Source organism: Aequorivita echinoideorum (assembly GCF_018476645.1).
Lineage (GTDB): Bacteria > Bacteroidota > Bacteroidia > Flavobacteriales > Flavobacteriaceae > Aequorivita > Aequorivita echinoideorum.
In genome coordinates this window covers 454,013-475,295 of sequence record NZ_JAHCTB010000003.1, presented here as the reverse complement: position 1 = coordinate 475,295, position 21,283 = coordinate 454,013, and the positions used below count along the sequence as shown (strand labels likewise).

The window sequence follows — 21,283 nt, the reverse complement described above, 5'->3', positions numbered from 1 at the left end:
AAAACAAACCACGAATCCACGAATATTCCTACAAGGTTTTTAAAACCTTGGAGGTTCTTATTATTCGTAAATCCGTGGTGATTTTAGTTTTGCTAAAAGCTAAAGCGTTTCTTTCAACCAGCTAAAAAATTCCCGTTGCCAAACGAGTGCGTTTTGTGGCTGGAGAACCCAATGATTTTCCTCCGGTAAATAGAGCAGTTTGCTTTTTATTCCCTGTAATTTTGCAGCTTGAAATGCTTGTAACCCTTGCTCAATAGGAACTCTGTAATCTTTTCCGCCCTGCACGATCATAATTGGAGTATCCCATTTATTCACATAAGTGATGGGGTTGAATTCATTGTAAGCTTTTTGGGCTTTGGCATTATTTTTTTCCCAATATGGACCACCAAAATCGTGATTCACGAAAAAGAGTTCTTCAGTTGTACCGTACATACTTCGGGTATCAAAAACGCCATCGTGCGCAATAAACGTTTTAAAACGACCCTCGTGATTTCCGGCAAGCCAAAAAACAGAATATCCGCCAAAACTGGCGCCAACAGCACCCATTTTTTCTTTGTCCACATAACTTTCCTTTGAAATATCATCGATTGCATCAAGATAATCCTGCATAGCACCGCCACCCCAATCGCCGCTTATTTCAGCATTCCATTCCACGCCGTGCCCTGGCATTCCACGTCTATTGGGTGCAACGACAATATATCCTTGTGACGCCATCAATTGAAAATTCCATCGCGTAGAATAGAATTGAGATAATGCAGATTGTGGTCCACCTTGGGCGTAAAGCAAAGTAGGGTACTTTTTGTTTTTGTCAAAATTGGGAGGAAGGATTACCCAAACCAACATTTGTTTATTGTCCTTTGTAGTGACCATTCTTTTTTCAATCTGTGGCAAATCAAGATTGCTGTACATTTGAGTATTTACCTGCGTAAGCTGCTTGAATGTTTTCTTATCCAGATCAAATGAAAAAATTTCTGAAGCGTGGTTCATATCGGTCCTGGTAACAATCAATTTTCCATTTTGTTCTGCAACAATTCCTGTTACATCAAACTGGCCTCTTGATAATTGTTCAACCACCGGCATCTTTTTCGTTTTTCCCGGATAATCAACTTTAAAAATTTGAATAGTTCCGTCAACTGGCGCTGTAAAATATATATGCTTATTATTTGAAGCCCAGGAAAAACCATTCACGGTTCCATCCCATTGTGCCGTTAAATTTTGCTTCACACCATTTTCTAAAACAATAATATCATTTTTATCAGCTTCATAACCTTCCGTTTTCATTTGAAGGTAGGCCATTGCACCCGTTTCTGAAAAAGCTGGCTGGGTGTCATATCCTTTATTTTCCGAAGTAAGATTTTCGGTTTTCTTTGTTTTTAAATTATATTGAAATATATCTGTATTTGTGCTGGTTGCGTATTCGGTTCCCGCATTTTTCTTGCTCACATAATATATGTTCTCGCCTTTTGGTCCCCAGATATAATCCTCATCTCCGCCAAAAGGAGCCTGCGGAGTATAATATGGTTGGGCGGGCGTAATATCTATTTCCTGTCCAGAATTTACGTCTTTATAGAAAACGTGGTTATAGCTTCCGTCATTCCATTTGTCCCAATGCCTGTAATCTAAAGATGTAAATATATATGTATCAGATTTTGGAAGGTCGCTGTAAATATCTTTTCCCAAAATTTTATTTACCGGAACAGCTTTGTCCATTAACATAAATTTTCCGTCAGGCGAGAGGTTTTTATTGGCTACATTCGCTTCGTCTTTAGAAATTTCCCTGAAATTCCCCCCATCTACGGGCATTTCATAATATTTTGAATCGAATGAATTTGCTTCCATATTCGGAATGGAAACTCTGTAGAAAAGTTTTTTTCCGTCATCCGAAATCCCAATAGGGCTTACTTTTTTAACCTGCCATAAAAGTTCTGGCGTCATCACTTTTTGTGCGTACAAAAATCCGCTGCACAAAAGAACCAGCAGAATCGTTATTTTTTTCATTTTTGAATTTATTTATAGGAATTGTAAAGTTACTTAAAATAGTTTGCAGTCTTCAGTTACAGTTGGCAGTAATTGGGAATTAGTCCCGGCAGCAATTGGGATTGGGTTTTTGATTTCTATATTCAATTTAATGGTATCTTTGCGCACTTTTGAAAATTCAAAAGAAAATTCGTAAATCGTTAATCGACAACCGAAAAATCAGTTATGCGTACCAAAACTTTAAAGAAAAATAAAATCAACGTTGTAACCTTGGGCTGTTCCAAAAATGTGTACGACAGTGAAGTACTTATGGGCCAGTTGCGCGCGAGCAACAAAGAAGTTGTGCACGAAGAGGAAGGAAATATTGTAGTAATTAATACGTGTGGTTTTATTGCGAATGCGAAGGAAGAAAGCGTAAATACCATTTTAGAATACGTTCAAAAAAAGGAAGATGGCTTGGTTGATAAAGTTTTTGTAACAGGCTGCCTTTCTGAAAGATACAAACCAGATTTACAGAAGGAAATTCCCAATGTGGATCAATACTTTGGAACAACGGAACTTCCCGGTCTGCTAAAGGCACTGGGTGCAGATTACAGGCACGAATTGATAGGGGAGCGGATTACGACGACCCCAAAAAACTATGCTTATCTAAAAATTGCAGAAGGTTGCGATCGCCCGTGTTCATTTTGCGCAATACCCATTATGCGCGGAAAGCACCGCAGTACTCCCATTGAAGATTTAGTAACCGAAGCGGAAAAACTTGCTGCCACTGGTGTGAAGGAGTTGATACTTATTGCTCAGGACTTGACTTATTATGGCCTTGATCTGTACAAAAAAAGAAACCTTGCTGAACTTCTTCAGAATTTGGTAAAGGTTAAGGGCATTGAATGGATTCGACTTCACTACGCATTTCCCACCGGTTTCCCGATGGATGTTTTGGAAATTATGCGTAACGAGCCTAAAATCTGTAGTTATATTGATATTCCGCTGCAGCACATTGCAGATCCCATCTTGAAATCGATGCGTCGCGGGACTACAAAAGCGAAGACTACAAAATTGCTGGAAGAATTTCGTGCCGCCGTTCCCGGAATGGCAATCCGCACGACATTGATTGTGGGTTATCCCGGCGAAACAGAAGAAGATTACCAGACCTTAAAACAATGGGTGAAGGATATGCGTTTTGAGCGTTTGGGCTGTTTTACATACAGCCACGAAGAAAATACGCACGCATACAACCTTGAGGACAATGTGCCGGAAGACGTAAAAATGGATCGTGCCAATGAGATTATGGAAATACAGTCCCAAATTTCTTGGGAATTGAATCAAGAAAAAATTGGAAAAACTTTTCGTGTTGTGATTGATAGGAAAGAAGGCGGATATTTTGTGGGAAGAACGGAGTTTGACAGTCCAGATGTTGATAACGAAGTTTTGATAAATGCCGAAGATGGCTATTTGCGTACAGGAGAATTCTTTAACGTGAAAATAACCGCCGCCGAAGATTTTGATCTTTATGCGGAAATAGCAAATTAATTAATTTGCTATCTTAGTTCAATATAGAATTGATTATGAAATTAGAGGCTGAAAAAATTGAATTAATACAGATGTTGCTGAATTCTGATAATAAAAATGTATTAGAGCAGATTAAACAATTACTCACAGGGAATCAAAACCACGAAATTTCTCAAGCACATAAAAAAGAACTTGACAATAGATTAAAAGCAAATAACGAAGGAAAATTGAATTTCTATTCAATAGACGAATATGAAAATCGTCTCAATGAACCTGAATAATGTTTACACTTCAAATTTCCGATGTTGCTATTTTAGATACGCTGGATGCTCTTAAATGTTATAAAAAAAGAAACAAAATTTTATCAAGTCGTTTACGCGCTGAAATAAAAGAGGTTTATGTTTTAATACAGAAAAACCCACTGGCATTTCAAAAGAAATATTTGAATGTCCACATTTGTTATTGTAAATCTTTCCCATACGCAATTCATTATATTTTGGAGAATAAAGTAATAAAGGTCATTGCCGTTTTCCATACCAGTCGCAATCCAGAAAATTGGTTGGATAGAATTTAAATCATTTAAAAAATCTGAAACAACTTTTAATAATAGGCCACACATATCCAGAGCCGGCAACCACAGCGGCTGGAAGCAGGATGATGCAGCTAATTGATTTGTTTCTAGCGGAAAATTTCGAAATAACCTTTGCAAGCACAGCAACAATTTCTGAAAGAACTGCAGATTTAAATCTGAAAAACATTTCGTTGAAAAACATTTTGCTCAACGATGCTTCTTTTGATGATTTTTTGAAAGAATTAAAACCAAAGACAGTCATTTTTGACCGTTATATTACCGAAGAACAATTCGGTTGGCGTGTTTCTGAAATTTGTCCTGATGCTGTCAAAATTCTGGATACTGAAGATCTGCATTTTCTGCGAAAGGCTAGGGAAGAAGCGGTAAAAAATAATATTCCCGTTGAAAATGCCAATATTTTTTCTGAAAATGCAAAGCGTGAAATTGCGAGTATTTTGCGTTGCGATCTCTCGCTAATTATTTCAGAGGTTGAAATGCATTTGCTTCAAAATACCTTTAAAATTTCTTCAGAAATACTTCATTACTTGCCCTTTTTAGCGGAAAATGTTTCAGAAAAAATGGCGCTCCCTACATTTGGCGAGCGTAAAAATTTTATGGCAATCGGCAATTTGCTACACGCGCCCAACGTGGATGCAGTAATGCAACTCAAAGAAATTTGGCCAGCAATAAAAAAAGCGCTTCCTACGGCGGAACTTCATATCTATGGCACCTACGCACCGCAAAAAATCCTTCAACTTCAAAATAGTAAAGAGGGATTTTATATAAAAGGGTGGGCGGAAAATGTCTCGGATGTGATGAAAACCTATCGAGTGCAATTGGCGCCGTTGCGGTTTGGCGCAGGATTGAAGGGCAAATTTTTTGATGCCATGCGGCTTGGATTGCCATCCGTAACCACAGAGATTGGGGCGGAAGGAATGACCTTGAATTCCAGTTTTGGCGGAATTGTTGCAGAATTAAAAGAAGATTTTATCGAATCTGCAGTCCAACTTTATTCTAACGAAAATCTTTGGAATTCTTCACAGGCAATGGGTTTTGACATTATTCAGAAGAAATTTTTGAAAGAAAATTACTCTGAAAATTTTAGCGTAAAAATCAAATGGCTTCAAAAAAATTTAAAACTTTACCGAAATCAAAATTTTTTAGGGCAAGTACTTCAGCATCACACATTGCAGAGTACCAAATATTTGAGCAAATGGATAGAGGAGAAAAATAGAGCAATTAATAATGAATAATGAATAATAAATAATGAATAATGAATAATGAATAATGAATAATGAATAATGAATAATGAATAATGAATAATGAATAATGAATAATGTTGTCTAAATCTCAAATCTCAAATCCCAAATCCCATATCCCGTTAACCTTAACAAAAGCTTCACTCCATTTAAATATCAGCAGGTTATATTTATGAATCAAAAACCATAAAATTTATAAATAATGAAAAAGTTAGGATTATTGGCAACGTTAAAGGCGAAATCTGGCAAGGAAGCCGAAGTGGAATCGTTCATCAAAGGTGCAATTGAACTCGCACGCCAAGAAGAAAAAACCATTACGTGGTACAGCTTTAAAATTGATAATAACACCTTCGGCATTTTCGACACTTTTGAAAATGAGGAAGGTCGGGAGGCACATTTAAACGGAGAAATTGCAAAAGCTTTGATGGAAAACGCTTCAGAATTACTTTCTGAAGATCCAAAAATCCAAAAAATTGATGTACTTGCTGCGAAGTAAGCTGTAATTATAATTTACTAAAACTACCTAAAAACAGTTGTCTTTGTTTTCGCTATTGTAAGCGAATTCAAACGTTTTCGACTATTTTTAGGTAATTTTGTTTTGCATCGAAAAAGAATATATGAATTTTAAAATAGCTTCAGAATTTCAACCTACCGGAGACCAACCACAAGCCATAAAAGCATTGGCATCTGGCTTAAATTCTGAAGAAAAATACCAAACTTTACTAGGTGTAACCGGCTCCGGAAAAACCTTTACCGTTGCAAACGTGGTTGAAAGTGTTCAAAAACCCACGCTTGTTTTGGCACATAACAAAACACTGGCAGCACAACTTTATACAGAATTCAAAAATCTATTTCCGGATAATGCGGTGGAGTATTTCGTTTCGTATTACGATTATTATCAGCCAGAGTCTTTTATTCCAAGCAGCGGAACTTACATTGAAAAAGATCTTTCCATCAATGAGGAAATTGAGAAGATGCGGTTAAGCACAACCTCTTCGCTACTTTCCGGACGTCGCGATGTCTTGGTGGTTTCCTCGGTGTCGTGCCTCTATGGTATTGGTAATCCCGTGGAATTTCAGAAGAACGTAATCAGTCTTCAAAAAGGGCAAACAATTTCCCGTACCAAATTGCTTCATATGTTGGTGCAAAGCCTATATTCCAGAACCGAAGTCGAATTCAATCACGGCCGTTTTAGAATAAAGGGGGATACGGTAGATATTTTTCCGGGTTATGCTGATGATGCTTTTAGAATTCATTTTTTTGGAGACGAAATCGAGGAAATTGAAATTTTTGATCCGCTCAATAATAACATTAAAGCCAAGTACGATCGCTTGAATATCTATCCGGCAAATATGTTTGTAACCTCACCCGATGTTTTGCAGGGCGCAATTCGTGCAATTCAGGATGACTTGGTGAAACAGATAGCCTATTTTCAGGAAATTGGCAAACACTTGGAAGCAAAAAGACTTGAGGAACGAACCAATTTTGACCTCGAAATGATACGTGAGTTGGGGTACTGCAGCGGTATTGAAAATTATTCGCGTTACTTGGATCAGCGACTTCCGGGAACTCGGCCTTTCTGTTTGCTCGATTATTTTCCGAAGGACTATTTAATGGTTGTGGATGAGAGCCACGTAACTATTCCGCAAGTTGGTGCAATGTACGGCGGTGACCGTTCCCGAAAGGAAAACCTGGTGGAATATGGATTCCGTTTGCCAGCAGCGATGGACAACAGGCCTTTGAAATTTGAAGAATTTGAAGCGCTTCAAAATCAAGTAATTTATGTGAGTGCCACTCCAGCAGACTACGAGATGGAGAAGAGTGGTGGTGTGTATGTTGAACAAATTATCAGACCCACAGGCTTGCTCGACCCACCCATTGAAGTCCGCCCAAGTTTAAACCAAATTGATGATTTGCTCGAGGAAATACAATTACGGGTTGAAAAGGATGAACGCGTACTTGTAACGACATTGACCAAGAGAATGGCCGAAGAGCTGGTGAAGTATATGACGCGCGTCCAGATACGATGTAGATATATCCATAGCGATGTGGATACGCTGGAACGTGTGGAAATTATGCAGGATCTTCGATTGGGATTATTTGATGTTTTGGTGGGAGTGAACCTTCTTCGTGAAGGGCTGGATTTACCGGAGGTTTCATTGGTGGCTATACTTGATGCTGATAAAGAAGGATTTTTAAGAAGCAATAGATCATTGACCCAAACCGTGGGTCGCGCTGCCCGTAATTTGAATGGAAAAGCAATTATGTATGCAGATAAAATTACCCGAAGCATGCAGGAAACCATTGACGGAACGCAATACAGAAGAGAAAAGCAAATCGCTTATAACGAAGCGAACGGAATTACGCCCATGGCGATCAAAAAATCGTTTCATAATGCGTTAACCAAAGCAAAACAAGAGGCTTATACCTTTGAGACAGCTGAAACATTGGCAGCAGAATCCGAAACGGAATATCTAACAAAACCCCAAATAGAAAAGAAAATTCGTGATACGCGAAAGGCCATGGAAAAAGCTGCTAAGGATCTGGATTTTATGATGGCGGCAAAACTTCGGGATAAAATAAAAACATTCCAAAAGCAACTGGAGGACGCGTAGTACAATTAACAATAATTATTGTACTATGGATAGTTTTATTACTATATTCTCATCGCTTTTGGCTAATTCCTAATTTAAATTTTACAATGCTTTTAACTTCCATCATAAAACCTATTTTGTATTTTTCTTTTTCAATGATCTCTACACAAAGCATAAATCTGGACAATAAAATAATTCCCGAAAGCATCAAAACTGAGGTTTTGGAGGCTTTGGCATTTTTCCCTGAACTTTACGACACTTCTATTGAATTTAAATTCAAGGATAACATCAAAAAGTCCACGATGCAGGCACAACCTAAATTCACGAGTTTTTTTAAGCGAAAGGAAAATAGAGATTATATCATTTTAATCAGCAGAAAAATTCAGATTGAAGGAGAGCAATTTACAATGGCTGACATTCCTTCTGATGTGAAAATTGGTTGGATTGGGCACGAGCTGGGCCACCTTATGGATTACAGCGAAAGGACAAATTTTGGAATGATAATTTTTGGTCTTAAGTATCTATTTTCCTCGATGCATATAAAAGAAGTGGAACGTGCAGCTGATACGTTTGCGATTGCCCACGGTATGGGGGCATACATTCTTAAAACTAAAAATTTCATTCTCGAAAACGCAAATCTTTCAGAAAAATATAAGCGAAGAATCCGCCGATTGTATATTTCACCAGAAGAAGTTATGGAGCTCATCAACAAAGGAAAGGTTGAAGAAGAGCCAGAAATTACCGAAATGCAAAAATGATTATTTTGATTGCTGTTCTTTTACGAAGGCCTCCCAAGTAGCAAATTTTTCTTCATCCATTACCTTTTCCATTTTTACCTGCCCACCTTTTTTCTTGTTTTTTGCATTCCATTCGTGAAAGATATTGGGATTGATTGTTGTTACCTTTACACCTTTCAGTGCTTTTGAGCGTGCTACCTTATAATTATTATTGGCCTCTTTTAAAGCAGAATCTAATGCTTCTGCAATTTCATTTCTATCAATTGAAGTTTCCGTCCCCAGATACCAATGGTGGTAAAATTCGTCATCAATTTTAACTGCTGCAAGGGTAAATTCTGGAATTTTTATATCGAATTTTTCTTCCATTTCGCAAAGCGCAACTTCCATTTTATTGACTGAAAGCTGAGAGCCCACCACGTTTAAAAAGAATTTTGTGCGTCCGGTAATCTTAATTTCTGCTTTTTCTACATCTGTAAAAGCAATTGTATCACCTATTAAATACCGCCACGCGCCAGAAACGGTGCTTATAATTAGAACATAATCTGTATCCTTTTCAACTTCAGACAATGTGAGTGCGGGTGCATCTTGCGATAGCGAACCATCCTTGTTAATATATTCTGGCAAAAAGGGGACAAATTCGAAGTAAATTCCCGTATCGGTAACCAATTTCATGGATGTGGTTTCTGGCCGTTCCTGAAATGCTAAAAAACCTTCTGAGGCCAAGTATGTGTCAATCACAGTTATAGGCTCAGCCAGCAATTGATTGAAACTTTTTTCATAGGGCTGAAATGCAACGCCACCTGAAGTATATACTTTTAGGTTTGGCCATATTTCGTGGATGTTTTCAATATTATGGTGTTCAATCACTTTTTTCAACATCAATTCCATCCAGGAAGGAATGCCGCTAAGCGCACCGATATCCCATTCTTTTGCGCGTTTTGCAATGGTTTCAACTTTTTCATCCCAATCTTCCATTAGGGCAATTTCCTCGCCCGGTTTGTAATAACCTCGAAACCAAAAGGGAATATTGCTCGCGCTAATTCCACTAATTTCACCTTCCAAAAATTCGTTTTCCTCGACTAAGTGTGTGGAGCTTCCCAGCATCAAAATTTCTTTTTCGTAAAAATCTGAAGGCACCTCAAAATTCGCCAAAGCTCCTACTTGCTTGATTCCTGTGTTTCTAATGGCATCAATCATTTCATCAGTCACGGGTATTTTTTTGGAGGATTTACCCGTTGTGCCGCTGCTTCGCGCAAAATAAGTTGGTTTTCCGGGCCAAGTAATATCTTCCATTCCTAGTTGCACCTGGCTCCACCATTCCATATCCATTTCGTGGTAATCAAAATACGGAACATTTTCGGCGAAGGATTTTTCGATGTTTTCGGCTTTCAGAATATTTTCAAAACCGTAATATTTTCCGAAGGAGGTTTTTTTAGCCTTTTCCAGTAGCATTTTCAAAACTTCCTTTTGAGATTCTATTGGGGATTTTTCAGGAACGAGCGCACCTCTCAAATCGATTGCAGTTTTAATAATTGAGCCTAAGATTGCCATTTTCAGAATTTTTTTTCAATCTACTACTTTTAGAAAATTTGCAGAAAAGGTTTAGTGGAAATTTAACCTTTTTCATATGTCAATAGGTAGAAGTATCTTTACAAGAAAAATGAACCATCCAGATTCCACACGGTTGAATAAGGCGATAAGCGATAGCGGTTATTGTTCGCGTCGCGAGGCAGATTCTTTAATTGAAAAAGGCCGGGTTACGGTGAACGGAAACAAAAGTGGTCTGGGCGATAGGGTTATGCCCGGGGATGAGGTGCGGGTTGATGGAAAACTGATAACCGAAAATGATACACAGGTGTACATTATGTTGAATAAGCCTGTGGGAATTACCTGTACTACCGATACTCGATTTGATGACAATGTTATTGATTTTGTAAACCATCCTGAGCGGATTTTCCCCATTGGCAGGTTGGATAAACCCAGTGAAGGCCTACTGTTGCTTACAAATGAAGGCGATATTGTGAACAAAATTTTACGTGCTGGGAATAAACACGAAAAAGAATATATTGTGAAAGTTGACCGGCACGTGACGGACGACTTTGTAAAACGTATGGGGTCCGGCATCCCAATCCTCGATACAATAACCAAACGTTGCGAGGTAGAAAGAATAAGCCGATTTGAATTTCGAATCGTATTGGTCCAAGGGTTGAATAGGCAAATTAGGAGGATGTGCGAATATTTGGGTTATGAGGTAGTAGCGCTTAAGCGAATACGAATTATGAATCTGGAGCTGGGAAATTTACCAGTGGGAGAATGGCGCAATCTTACGGAAAATGAATTAAAAATTTTAAAAGCATCCGTTGCGGACAGCGATAATCAGCCAAAGACATATCAGAAATTCGAGAAATCCACAGAGGTTAAACGAACTGAAAAAAGAACTGATTTAAAAAATAATACACTAAGAAAGACTGAGGGAAAAAGAAGAAGGGGAAGGGAATAAAAAAACCGCGTACCGATTGAGTAGTACGCGGCCATTTTCAACTAACTAACCAAATTAAATTTCAATTATGAAATCTCAACCATTTTCTTAAATTCTTTTTTCTCTTCTTTTTTTGGAAGCGTGATTTTCAAAATACCATTTACATAATCTGCTGTGATATTTTCGCCGTTCACGTTCTCGGGCAATTTAAAAGATCTCTTGAAATCTCCGCAAGAAAATTCTTTTCTCAGGAATTTTTCTTTTCCATTGTTATTTTCGGTTTCCGAATTTTCATTTTTCAGTTTAGTTGAAATTTTCAGTGTATCTTCTTCAACTTCAATTGAAAACATATTTTTTTCAAATCCCGGAATTGCAATTTGTAATACAAAATTCGCCAAATTCTCAAAAATATTTACTTTCGGAGTGCTAAATGTTTCATAATTCTTAGGCGCATCCAGCCTATTTTCAAAATAAAGATTGTCAAATATATTTGGCAACCAGTGCATGTTGTTTAGCGTCTTCATATATTTATATTTTTTAAAGTTTTATTTATTTTCTAATTTATTGGCAATTACAATTCCAATCGAAATAATCAGACTTTTTGTCACTAAATTCACAAAATTTATAGTCATTTTGACGGTAAAAGATAATTTATGAAAAAAATTTTTCTCAGGTTTTCAACCTTTTTCACCATAATCAAAAATAAGATTGCTTTTTATCCCGCTTTGATGACGCTGGTGGGCTTCGCCTTGGCGCTCGTGATGATTATTTGGGAGAAATCGGGCATTTCCAGATATTTAATTGAATTTTTTCCGCTCATGCTTATTCAAGATGGCGATACAGCTCTTAATGTTTTGAGTGCGTGCATTGGTGGACTGATATCGATGATGGTTTTCAGTTTTTCTATGGTTATGCTGCTTTTAAGTCAGGCCTCCAGCAATTTTTCACCAAGACTTTTACCAGGATTGATTTCAAACAAGCGGCATCAAATAATTCTTGGTTTATATTTAGCGACCATAGTTTACAATATTTTTACACTTTTCTCTATTGAACCCAGCCAAGAAAAATACACACTACCGGGTTTATCGGTGCTTTTGGCGGTGATATTTACCATCGTTTGTCTTTCAGCATTTATATTCTTTATTCATAATATTTCGCAGAGTATCCAGATTAACAATATTATGGATGTAATTTACCATAAAGCTATCGATAGACTTCAATCTGTAATCGATTCAGAAAAGGAGACAAAAGCTATCAGTTTTCCCGATACAACAGATTGGGTAGGCTATGCGCCCAAAGAAGGAGGATATTTTCAAAATATTTCGCTGGACAATATTTCTAAAATATGTAAAGAACACAACACGAAGCTTTACATAACAATACCGAAAGGACTTTTTGTGCTTAAGCGAAAACATATTTTAAAATCTGAAAAACCCCTGAGTGATGAAGTTTTGGAAGATATTTTTTCAAATATGAATTTTGCTCGCGGGGAATATATTGGCGATAATTATGTGTTAGCCTTTAAACAGATTACTGAAATCGCGGTAAAAGCAATGTCGCCAGGAATCAATGATCCGGGAACGGCAATCAATGCTATAGATTATTTGACAGAATTATTTGCATTACGGATGGAAAAATCCGATTCGGGAATCATTGCTTTTGATGGTACTGCCTATATTAAATTGGCGGTCATTCATTTTGATGAATTAATCTACAATTCAATGGCTTCCCTGCGGACTTACTGTAAGCACGACCCAATTGTGGTTCAGAAACTTTTATGGATGCTCAACTATTTAATGGAAATCACTTGTAAAAATGAAACATATAAAGACTCCGTTAAAAGAGAATTGAAAACGCTTCTAGATACCATGGAATTTGACACCGAAGCGGATGAAAAGAAGATAAAGAACCTTGGGCTTGAAAGTTAGTTATAATAGGTTTTAAAAATTTGTACTAATGTTTCTGATGGAATAATATAGTTTTCGTGCTTCACCATTTCAATAAGAATTCGGTCAATTACAGTTGGTCTGATTCCCATTTTTAGTCCGAAATTACGAAGCAATTGTACTTCATTTTCGTGTGTTTCCAAATCAACATTCATCACGAGAACCAATTTATAAAAGTGTGTTATACGCTCTAGTTCGTTTTTTGGAATGGAGGAAGGATGTGGACTTATAAATAGCTTATCCATTTCTATTTCTGGAATAAAAAGTCTTTTTGCGATTTTTTTCAGGAAATCGTATTCTGCACTGGTGATTTTTCCATCAGCATTCGCCATTTGAATCAAATCACTTAACAGATTAAGGTGGTTTGTTTTGTTCATAATGCAATTTTAGAAAAAAATGGCCAACAGAAAAAATGGTAATAACAAAGAAATAGTAAGGTAGAAATAAAGGAGGAGGGGGCTACGATATTTTAAAGAGAATTTGAAAAAATAATTTTTAAATGTTGGCAATTGCATATGCCAGTAAAATCAAAAACAATACGGCAAATTTTAAAAGTTTCATAACTAATTGGTTAGATTCCAAATGTATAAAATCGTTCCAAATAAGTCCTTCGGAAAAACCCCCTTTCTTTGAGGGGAAAAACCCCTTTTTTTTAGAGGGAAAATCCTTCCTAAAAAAAGATTTTTCCTACAAAATTTCAATTATAAAAAAAGCCATTTGATATTTTCAAATGGCTTTTTTATAAAAGTTTGACGTATTTATTTCAATACTTGCTGCACTTTATCTGCCGCTTCCTGAAATTCAATAGCGCTCTGAACGTCCAGTCCACTATCATCAATTAATTTTTTTGCAATATCTGCATTGGTACCTTGCAAACGAACTATGATTGGAACATTTACAGTACCCATATTTTTGTACGCATCCACAATACCTTGGGCTACACGATCACAACGAACGATTCCGCCAAAAATATTAACCAATATTGCTTTTACGTTTGGATCTTTCAAAATCAATTTGAATGCAGCTTCAACGCGCTCGGCATCTGCCGTACCGCCCACATCAAGGAAATTGGCAGGTTCACCGCCAGCTTGCTTGATCAAATCCATGGTTGCCATAGCAAGTCCGGCACCATTTACCATACAGCCTACATTTCCATCAAGATCTACATAATTAAGACCTTTTTCCTTTGCTTCAACCTCTACTGGATTTTCTTCGCGCTTATCGCGCATTTCAGCATAATCTTTATGGCGATATAGTGCATTGTCGTCCAAGGATACTTTTGCGTCAACCGCAATTATCTTATCATCACTTGTTTTAAGAACTGGATTAATTTCGAATAAAGAAGAATCAGATTCTGAGTATGCCTTATAAAGCGCGGTGACAAATTTGGTCATTTCCTTAAAAGCTTTTCCGCTTAGGCCAAGGTTGAAAGCAATTCTTCTGGCTTGAAAACCCAATAATCCTGTAGCTGGATCAACTTCTTCGGTAAAAATTAAATGTGGAGTTTCTTCAGCAACAGTTTCAATATCCATGCCACCTTCGGTAGAATACATAATCATGTTTCTACCTGTACTTCTGTTTAAAAGAACACTCATGTAATATTCTTCCGGCTCGCTATCGCCAGGGTAGTAAACGTCCTCAGCGATCAATACTTGGTGTACTTTTTTTCCTTCTTTTGAAGTTTGTGGGGTAACAAGGTTCATTCCAATTATATTCCCAGAAATTTCCTCGACCTCCTTTATGTTTTTTGCCAGTTTTACACCACCGCCTTTACCGCGACCACCGGCGTGAACTTGTGCTTTTATTACGTGCCAGCTTGTACCGGTTTGTTCAGTCAATTTTTTTGCGGCCTCAACTGCCTCTTCTGGCGTAGTTGCAACGATACCGCGTTGTATCTCAACGCCAAAACTGTTTAATATTTCTTTTCCCTGATATTCGTGTAAATTCATAGTAGCTATTTTAAACCTTCCTATTCAAAAGGCCGACTTGTTTATGGAGAACAAAAATAATAAATGTTATAGGAATTGGCTAATTATTTCTGTGGGCATTCCATTTTAATAATCTTCTTAAGAGGCATAAATTATAAAACCATTAAAAAAAAGGGAAATAGTATTTAATGTTATTTGTTCCTGCCTATTTTTGCCAGTTATAACTAAAAATAATAATCTTCAAAAATGAAAAATCAAGATCTTCTTGCAATTGCACAGGAATTTGGAAGTCCAGTTTATGTTTATGATGCCGCTAAAATTGAAAAACAATATAAACGATTGAAGGGTGCTTTTGAAAAGGTCGAAAATTTAAAGATCAACTATGCGGTAAAGGCGCTTTCAAATATTTCAGTGCTAAAATTGCTTGTGAAAATGGGCAGCGGCCTCGACACCGTTTCAATACAGGAAGTGAAATTGGGCCTTGAGGCCGGCGCAAAGCCTGAGGATATAATTTTTACGCCCAACGGAATCTCAATGGAAGAAATTGAAGAAGCTTCAAAACTGGGTGTTCAAATAAATATTGACAATCTTTCCATATTGGAACAATTTGGAACTAAACATCCCAATACTCCCGTATGCATTCGCATAAATCCGCACGTTATGGCTGGCGGAAATACCAATATTTCGGTGGGGCACATTGATAGTAAATTTGGAATTTCAATTCACCAAATGCCTTTGCTGAAAAGAATCGTGGAAAATACAGGTATGAATATCAACGGAATACATATGCACACCGGAAGTGATATCCTTGATGTTGATGTTTTTCTTTACGCTTCGGAAATACTTTTCAATGCTGCCGAAAATTTTGAAAATCTTGAATTTATAGACTTCGGAAGCGGTTTTAAAGTGCCCTATAAAGAAGGTGACATTGAAACGAATGTGGAAGAATTAGGGAAAAAGCTCGGCAAGCGTTTTAATGATTTTTGTAAAAACTACGGAAAAAAATTGACCTTGGCATTTGAGCCCGGAAAATTTTTGGTCAGTGAGGCGGGAAAATTTCTCGTAAAAGTAAATGTAATCAAGCAAACTACTTCAACCGTTTTTGCCCAAGTAGATAGTGGATTCAACCATTTAATAAGGCCGATGCTTTACGGATCACAACACGAGATTTCAAATATTTCACGTCCCCACGGCCGCGATCGTTTTTATACCGTTACCGGTTATATTTGCGAAACAGATACATTTGCAAATAACCGCCGCATTCCTGAGGTACACGAAGGTGACGTCCTGGCATTCCATAATGCGGGAGCTTACTGTTTTACGATGGCGAGCAACTACAATTCTCGATATCGCCCTGCGGAAGTACTCTGGTACAAAGGTAAGGCGCATTTAATAAGAAAGCGGGAAAATTTTGATGATATTATTAGAAATCAAGTAGTTATGGAGATTTAAATTCAATAGTTGGATACGAAAATTTCCTCCACTAATTATTCAAAAAAAAGCCAACTGTGAGAAACGTCCCATCCCAACAGCCTAAAAATGATTATGACGTTACTGTCATCGGTTCCGGAATGGGAGGTCTCTGCGCGGCAATCATACTCTCCCAAGCCGGTAAAAAAGTTTTGGTGCTGGAGCAGCACGATGTGCCGGGTGGCTGGTGCCATAGTTTTTATTTAAATGGTTTCCGTTTTACGCCCGGTCTTCATTATGTTGGGCTATTGCAGGAAGGAGGTTCCACGTCACAATTGTACGAGGCATTGGGGATTGCAAACGATCTCACCTTTTTCAAAATGAATCCAAAGGGTTACGAGCACGCATATATTGGCGAGGAACGTTTTGATATTCCCGCGGATTACAATGAATTTGTTTCAAAACTTTCCGAAAGATTCCCACACGAAAAGAAAAACATAGAAGCATATTTGGCAACCGTTAAAAAAGTGAGCGCCGAGCTTCAATTAATGCCAAATATTTCAGGGTTTTGGGAGCACTTGACTATTCCATTTCGAACAAAAAATTTAGGAAAATATGGATTATTTAGTCTGGAAGCAGTCATCAATCGATTTATTAAAGATCCGTTGCTGAAAAAGATTTTGAATATTCAATATGGAGATCACGGCTTGCCACCTTCAAAAGCTAGTTTTCCACTTCATTGCGCGGTAATGGATCACTATTTCCATGGCGGATATTATCCCTATGGAGGTGGGGGAGCGCTTGTAAAGGCAATGACCAATGCGCTAAAAAGGAATGGAGGAGAAATCAAAACCAGTAAAAAAGTTTCAAGAATTTTAATTGAAGGAAAAAGAAAAAAACGTGCAGTAGGGGTAGAGCTGGAAAATGGCGAGAAAATTTATTCGGAAAAAATAATATCAAACGCCGATCCCGGAATTACCTACAATAGGCTCGTTGGAGAGGATAATTTAAGTGTTTCACTCAAAAAAAAATTGGCTAAAACGAAGTATTCCTGCACATCGCTGATGCTTTTTGTGACAGTGGATATGGATTTGAGGCAAGCGGGTATGGATTCCGGCAACATTTGGATGATGCCAAATGAAAATTTTGATACAGTTCACCAGCGAATGATGAGTTCAGATTTGAATGAAGACGGTGATTTTCCTTGCATGTTTGTGAGTTGTACCACGTTGAAAGATCCAGCCAGTTTTGATGGAAAGCACCACACTATCGAAGCTATAACTTACATTAATTACGGATCTTTCAAAAAATTTGAGGATGAAGAAGAATCAAGGTCGCCTCAGTATCTTGCCTTCAAGGAAAAATTAATGCAACGGATGGTCAACACCTTGGAAAATGTGATTCCAGGAATAAGTGGGCATATAATTCATAAAGATCTGGGCACTCCCATAACCAATAAATTTTACGTAAATGCTACCAATGGTTGCGTTTATGGTACTGAAAAAAAACTGTCTCAAATAGGACCTTTTGCGTACAAAGCAAAAAGTGAAATAGCAAATTTGTACTTATGTGGCGCCAGTATCACGAGTCACGGTGTCGCTGGGGCAGGATATTCTGGTGTGCAGACTGCTGCAACAATTTTGGGAAAACTGCAAAAGGATGTCTTAAAACCCAACCCGTCGCAAAAAATTGCAATTTATGAAGCTGAGGATTCTTCAAAATACCCGAAATGGATGCTTGATAAAATGGAAGTAAAACAGAAACGCACCCAATCCCGAAGTGAAAAATGAAATTTAATAATTGCATTTTTGATTTATGTTTCACGAATATTGTTAAATTATTAAACAACCAATAACATTTGGTTGAATTCAAAAAAAAGTTCTTTAAAATGAAAAGATCTCGATTATAACATTATCTTTGCCACTTATATAAATATTTTAAATTATTACAATGAACAAAGGAACAGTAAAATTCTTCAATGATACCAAAGGTTTTGGTTTTATTACTGAAGAAGGAACCAACAAAGAGCATTTTGTACACATCTCAGGTCTTATCGACGAAGTTCGTGAGGGAGATGAGGTTGAATTTGATCTTAAAGAAGGTAAAAAAGGTTTGAATGCAGTTAACGTAAAAGTACTTTAATACATACACAAAACTTTTTTTTAAAAGCACGAACCTCTCATTTAGAGAGGTTTTTTATTAAAATATATTTTATAAAAGTAAAAAAGCCGCCTTTTGGGCGGCTTTTTCTTTCTATTATTTCAAGATTATTGAAGTATCAATCTGTGTGTTGAAGTATTGTTTTGGGTATATACTTTAACAATATACATTCCAGAAGATAGACCGTTGATGTCCATCTGGTTAACACCAGTTGTCAAAACAGCTCCTTGTACTACTTGCCCAGTCATTGAAATTACTTCCACAGTTACTCTTCCATTAATGGTATTTGCAATTTCAATATTGAAATTACCTGAAGTAGGGTTGGGGTAAATTACACTAGTTGTAATTTGCTCACCATCATTAATACCCAAAACACCATCACGCTCGTATGCTCCTACGTCTCTTGTTCCTACAAGTGTGAAATTTCTTTGGTCAGTGAAAAGATCTGCTGGATCTCCATCATCTATACCGTCACTTCCCGCAAGCAATTCGTGGGTAAACGTAAATCCGCCATTATCCTGCAATGGGCCTAATAGAGGTAGAACATTTTCTTGATCATTCGCTTGTTCTGGGAAAACGTTATCATCATCATTCCCTATCAAGTTATAATCATTTGAAGTAAATGTACCAGTTCCGCTAAGATCTGCACCATTGACTGCGATATTTCCAGCTACAATTGTATTTTTCACTGAAGTAGTTGTTTCAGAATTAATTCCACCACCATTGCCAGTTGCATTGTTAAGTGAAATGGTTACGGCATTAATATCCATTGTAGCATTGTTATAGATACCTGCGCCGTCTTCGGCAGTATTGGTTGAAATTGTGCTAGTCATCAAGTTAAATGAACCAGTATCATTTAAAATCCCACCACCTTGCGTGGTAGCAGCATTGTTTGAAACCGTAGAAGTTACAACATTGAAAGTACCTCCGTTGTTGTATAGACCTCCACCGCCGTCGGCAAAATTTCCATCGATTGTAGTTCTATCAACATTGAATGTAGTTCCGGATTGGTTCCAAAGACCACCACCTTCGTTGGCTGCTTCATTGTTTGTAATATCACTTTTTGAAATAAGCATTGTGCCGCTCATACCTGTAATGTGGACAGCTCCACCATTTCCTGGATTTGCAGTACCGGCAGTTCCATTTACATCATTTCCATCCATTTCGGAAACAAAAACTGAAAGATTACCATCAATTATTTCAATAGCACCACCAGCCCTGTTTGCAGAATTTCCATTGATTGTAGATTCCGCAATAGAAACATTTCCGCTAACGCTTAAGATACCACCACCACTGGAAGAAGTTCCGTTGGCAATATTGTTATTTATTTCAGTACCATTTTGTATCGTCAAAGTTCCTCCATTATTAAATACTCCAGCTCCACCATCATCTGCGGCATCGCCTTCTGCAGTATTTGCTGTAATGGACACTCCGTCGATTATCATAATTCCTACGCTGTTCCAAAGTCCACCACCTTCACGGCTAGCGTTATTATTTGTTACAGTACCACCAGTAATCGTGGCATCACCCGGACCAGTGATATGTAAAGCACCACCATTTCCAGGATTTCCTGAAGCATCATTTCCATCAAAATTTACATTATTTAAAATGAGCATATTTCCGGCAACGGAATTATCTTCAATCCCGCCTCCTGCACGAACGGCAGAATTACCATCAATATCTGAATCTTCAACGGTAAGTACTCCCAAATTATTTAGGATTCCACCTCCAGAACCTGACGTTCCATCAGCTATATTATTTGTAATTGTAGAGTTCAATACAGTAAGTGTACCTTCGTTATTGAATAATCCACCGCCACCTTCATCGGCTCCATCGCCAGAAGCAACATTTCCATCAATGGTAGTTCCGTCTACAACCATAGTTCCAGAACCGTTCCATAATCCACCGCCTTCAAGAGCAGCTACATTATTATTTGCAGTTCCGCCGTTAATTTCCACCATACCGCCACCGGTAATATGAAGACCACCACCATTTCCAGGTGCGGCAGTTGCTGGGCTTACTCCAGCATTATTATCGTCTAAATTTACGCTGTTAAGTGTAATCATGCCGCCGTTCGCAGCTCTTTCGATACCACCACCGGCGCGATTAGCACGGTTTCCGGTTATTGAAGAATCATTAATTGTAAGACTGCCTCCTTCATCCATAAATATTCCACCTCCAGAACCAGAAGCTCCGTTGGCGATATTATCCGAAATTTCAGAGTCATTTATTTCCACCGTAGCGCCGTCAATGTAGATACCGCCACCATCTTCTTCAAGTCCATTGGTTATTACAAGATTATTCAACGTTACAGGTCCTGCTGTAATATTGAAGATTCTTCCATTGGCACCACCATCAATTGTGTTGGTTCCTATCCCGATTAAACCTCCGGAAATAGTCAATTCTTTGTCAATAATAATTTCGCTGTCCAGAGTTATTGTTCCAACTCCTATTGCAAATGTAATTTCGTCGCCTGCGGTTGCATCGGCAATTTCTCTTCGTAGTGTTCCTTCAGTTCCGTCGTCTGCTGTGCTGTTCACAACTTGTGCAGACACAGTTGTTCCGGTAATAATTGCAAAAAAAGCTGCAATCATAAAAGTAAAATTGTTTTTCATAGAATTTTGATTATTAATTTAAAAATATTTCTTTCTGCCAAACATACGCCAATGCGAATCGATTGGTTTTTAAAAAATAGCCATTTAACGAGGGATTA

The 21,283-nt window shown here is 37.7% G+C and carries 18 protein-coding genes; 12 read left to right on the top strand and 6 right to left on the bottom strand.

The window, feature by feature from the left end; all coding sequences use genetic code 11:
- Positions 1 to 99: 99 nt before the first annotated feature.
- Positions 100 to 1,998 carry a S9 family peptidase gene (locus KIV10_RS09060; protein ID WP_214113185.1) on the bottom strand — a complete coding sequence of 633 codons (1,899 nt, stop codon included), beginning with the start codon at positions 1,996 to 1,998 and terminating at the stop codon, positions 100 to 102.
- Between the two features lie 204 nt (positions 1,999 to 2,202).
- Between KIV10_RS09060 and rimO the strand changes: the two genes are divergently transcribed.
- From rimO to KIV10_RS09025, 7 genes are all read left to right on the top strand, one after another.
- Positions 2,203 to 3,507 carry a 30S ribosomal protein S12 methylthiotransferase RimO gene (rimO, locus tag KIV10_RS09055; protein ID WP_214113184.1) on the top strand — a complete coding sequence of 435 codons (1,305 nt, stop codon included), beginning with the start codon at positions 2,203 to 2,205 and terminating at the stop codon, positions 3,505 to 3,507.
- A gap of 35 nt (positions 3,508 to 3,542) precedes the next feature.
- Complete coding sequence (locus KIV10_RS09050) at positions 3,543 to 3,767, top strand: addiction module protein (protein WP_214113183.1); 225 nt, start codon at positions 3,543 to 3,545, stop codon at positions 3,765 to 3,767.
- Positions 3,767 to 4,060, top strand: coding sequence for a hypothetical protein (locus KIV10_RS09045; protein ID WP_214113182.1), 294 nt, complete (start codon positions 3,767 to 3,769; stop codon positions 4,058 to 4,060). The genes KIV10_RS09050 and KIV10_RS09045 overlap by 1 nt, the downstream gene beginning before the upstream one ends.
- 80 nt (positions 4,061 to 4,140) lie before the next feature.
- Entirely contained in the window at positions 4,141 to 5,310 is a 1,170-nt protein-coding gene (locus KIV10_RS09040) for a glycosyltransferase (RefSeq protein WP_317194713.1), read from the top strand.
- 208 nt (positions 5,311 to 5,518) lie between these two features.
- Positions 5,519 to 5,812, top strand: a complete 294-nt coding sequence (locus tag KIV10_RS09035; protein ID WP_214113181.1) for a putative quinol monooxygenase — start codon at positions 5,519 to 5,521, stop codon at positions 5,810 to 5,812.
- Between the two features lie 121 nt (positions 5,813 to 5,933).
- Positions 5,934 to 7,931 carry an excinuclease ABC subunit UvrB gene (gene uvrB, locus KIV10_RS09030; protein WP_246516240.1) on the top strand — a complete coding sequence of 666 codons (1,998 nt, stop codon included), beginning with the start codon at positions 5,934 to 5,936 and terminating at the stop codon, positions 7,929 to 7,931.
- Between the two features lie 134 nt (positions 7,932 to 8,065).
- The gene (locus KIV10_RS09025; RefSeq protein WP_214113180.1) at positions 8,066 to 8,668 is read left to right on the top strand and encodes a hypothetical protein; all 603 of its coding nucleotides are present in this window, start codon (positions 8,066 to 8,068) and stop codon (positions 8,666 to 8,668) included.
- Here the strand turns inward: KIV10_RS09025 and KIV10_RS09020 are convergent, their stop codons facing one another.
- Positions 8,669 to 10,198, bottom strand: a complete 1,530-nt coding sequence (locus KIV10_RS09020; RefSeq protein ID WP_214113179.1) for a GH3 family domain-containing protein — start codon at positions 10,196 to 10,198, stop codon at positions 8,669 to 8,671.
- A 76-nt stretch (positions 10,199 to 10,274) separates the two neighbouring features.
- Here KIV10_RS09020 and rluF point away from each other — a divergent pair, with 76 nt between their 5' ends.
- Entirely contained in the window at positions 10,275 to 11,147 is an 873-nt protein-coding gene (rluF, locus tag KIV10_RS09015) for a 23S rRNA pseudouridine(2604) synthase RluF (protein ID WP_246516239.1), read from the top strand.
- A gap of 65 nt (positions 11,148 to 11,212) precedes the next feature.
- Here rluF and KIV10_RS09010 read toward each other — a convergent pair whose 3' ends face one another.
- The gene (locus KIV10_RS09010) at positions 11,213 to 11,650 is read right to left on the bottom strand and encodes an Hsp20/alpha crystallin family protein (RefSeq protein ID WP_214113178.1); all 438 of its coding nucleotides are present in this window, start codon (positions 11,648 to 11,650) and stop codon (positions 11,213 to 11,215) included.
- A 129-nt stretch (positions 11,651 to 11,779) separates the two neighbouring features.
- On the opposite strand from KIV10_RS09010, the gene KIV10_RS09005 reads away from it, so the two are divergent.
- The gene (locus KIV10_RS09005) at positions 11,780 to 13,054 is read left to right on the top strand and encodes a DUF2254 domain-containing protein (protein WP_214113177.1); all 1,275 of its coding nucleotides are present in this window, start codon (positions 11,780 to 11,782) and stop codon (positions 13,052 to 13,054) included.
- Here KIV10_RS09005 and KIV10_RS09000 read toward each other — a convergent pair.
- Positions 13,051 to 13,449: a tellurite resistance TerB family protein gene (locus KIV10_RS09000; protein WP_214113176.1), complete on the bottom strand. Its 399-nt coding sequence runs from the start codon at positions 13,447 to 13,449 to the stop codon at positions 13,051 to 13,053. The two genes, KIV10_RS09005 and KIV10_RS09000, sit on opposite strands and share 4 nt — an antisense overlap.
- A 381-nt stretch (positions 13,450 to 13,830) precedes the next feature.
- The gene (gene sucC, locus KIV10_RS08995; RefSeq protein WP_214113175.1) at positions 13,831 to 15,021 is read right to left on the bottom strand and encodes an ADP-forming succinate--CoA ligase subunit beta; all 1,191 of its coding nucleotides are present in this window, start codon (positions 15,019 to 15,021) and stop codon (positions 13,831 to 13,833) included.
- A 225-nt stretch (positions 15,022 to 15,246) separates the two neighbouring features.
- On the opposite strand from sucC, the gene lysA reads away from it, so the two are divergent.
- The 3 genes from lysA (at position 15,247) to KIV10_RS08980 (ending at position 18,552) form a co-directional block, all read left to right on the top strand.
- Positions 15,247 to 16,452 carry a diaminopimelate decarboxylase gene (gene lysA / locus KIV10_RS08990; protein WP_214113174.1) on the top strand — a complete coding sequence of 402 codons (1,206 nt, stop codon included), beginning with the start codon at positions 15,247 to 15,249 and terminating at the stop codon, positions 16,450 to 16,452.
- A 56-nt stretch (positions 16,453 to 16,508) separates the two neighbouring features.
- Positions 16,509 to 18,200 (top strand): phytoene desaturase family protein, encoded by a 1,692-nt coding sequence (locus tag KIV10_RS08985; protein ID WP_214113173.1) that lies wholly within the window; start codon positions 16,509 to 16,511, stop codon positions 18,198 to 18,200.
- A gap of 160 nt (positions 18,201 to 18,360) precedes the next feature.
- Positions 18,361 to 18,552: a cold-shock protein gene (locus KIV10_RS08980; RefSeq protein ID WP_214113172.1), complete on the top strand. Its 192-nt coding sequence runs from the start codon at positions 18,361 to 18,363 to the stop codon at positions 18,550 to 18,552.
- 125 nt (positions 18,553 to 18,677) lie between these two features.
- On the opposite strand, the gene KIV10_RS08975 is transcribed toward KIV10_RS08980, so the two are convergent.
- A complete protein-coding gene (locus tag KIV10_RS08975; protein ID WP_214113171.1) occupies positions 18,678 to 21,185 on the bottom strand; it encodes a beta strand repeat-containing protein in 2,508 nt (835 codons plus the stop codon).
- Positions 21,186 to 21,283 lie beyond the last annotated feature (98 nt).

Coding starts and splice junctions, on each gene's coding strand:
- KIV10_RS09060 (WP_214113185.1), bottom strand. CDS start 1,998: ATGAAAAAAATAACGATTCTGCTGGTTCTTTTGTGCAGCGGATTTTTG.
- rimO (WP_214113184.1), top strand. CDS start 2,203: ATGCGTACCAAAACTTTAAAGAAAAATAAAATCAACGTTGTAACCTTG.
- KIV10_RS09050 (WP_214113183.1), top strand. CDS start 3,543: ATGAAATTAGAGGCTGAAAAAATTGAATTAATACAGATGTTGCTGAAT.
- KIV10_RS09045 (WP_214113182.1), top strand. CDS start 3,767: ATGTTTACACTTCAAATTTCCGATGTTGCTATTTTAGATACGCTGGAT.
- KIV10_RS09040 (WP_317194713.1), top strand. CDS start 4,141: ATGATGCAGCTAATTGATTTGTTTCTAGCGGAAAATTTCGAAATAACC.
- KIV10_RS09035 (WP_214113181.1), top strand. CDS start 5,519: ATGAAAAAGTTAGGATTATTGGCAACGTTAAAGGCGAAATCTGGCAAG.
- uvrB (WP_246516240.1), top strand. CDS start 5,934: ATGAATTTTAAAATAGCTTCAGAATTTCAACCTACCGGAGACCAACCA.
- KIV10_RS09025 (WP_214113180.1), top strand. CDS start 8,066: ATGATCTCTACACAAAGCATAAATCTGGACAATAAAATAATTCCCGAA.
- KIV10_RS09020 (WP_214113179.1), bottom strand. CDS start 10,198: ATGGCAATCTTAGGCTCAATTATTAAAACTGCAATCGATTTGAGAGGT.
- rluF (WP_246516239.1), top strand. CDS start 10,275: ATGTCAATAGGTAGAAGTATCTTTACAAGAAAAATGAACCATCCAGAT.
- KIV10_RS09010 (WP_214113178.1), bottom strand. CDS start 11,650: ATGAAGACGCTAAACAACATGCACTGGTTGCCAAATATATTTGACAAT.
- KIV10_RS09005 (WP_214113177.1), top strand. CDS start 11,780: ATGAAAAAAATTTTTCTCAGGTTTTCAACCTTTTTCACCATAATCAAA.
- KIV10_RS09000 (WP_214113176.1), bottom strand. CDS start 13,449: ATGAACAAAACAAACCACCTTAATCTGTTAAGTGATTTGATTCAAATG.
- sucC (WP_214113175.1), bottom strand. CDS start 15,021: ATGAATTTACACGAATATCAGGGAAAAGAAATATTAAACAGTTTTGGC.
- lysA (WP_214113174.1), top strand. CDS start 15,247: ATGAAAAATCAAGATCTTCTTGCAATTGCACAGGAATTTGGAAGTCCA.
- KIV10_RS08980 (WP_214113172.1), top strand. CDS start 18,361: ATGAACAAAGGAACAGTAAAATTCTTCAATGATACCAAAGGTTTTGGT.
- KIV10_RS08975 (WP_214113171.1), bottom strand. CDS start 21,185: ATGAAAAACAATTTTACTTTTATGATTGCAGCTTTTTTTGCAATTATT.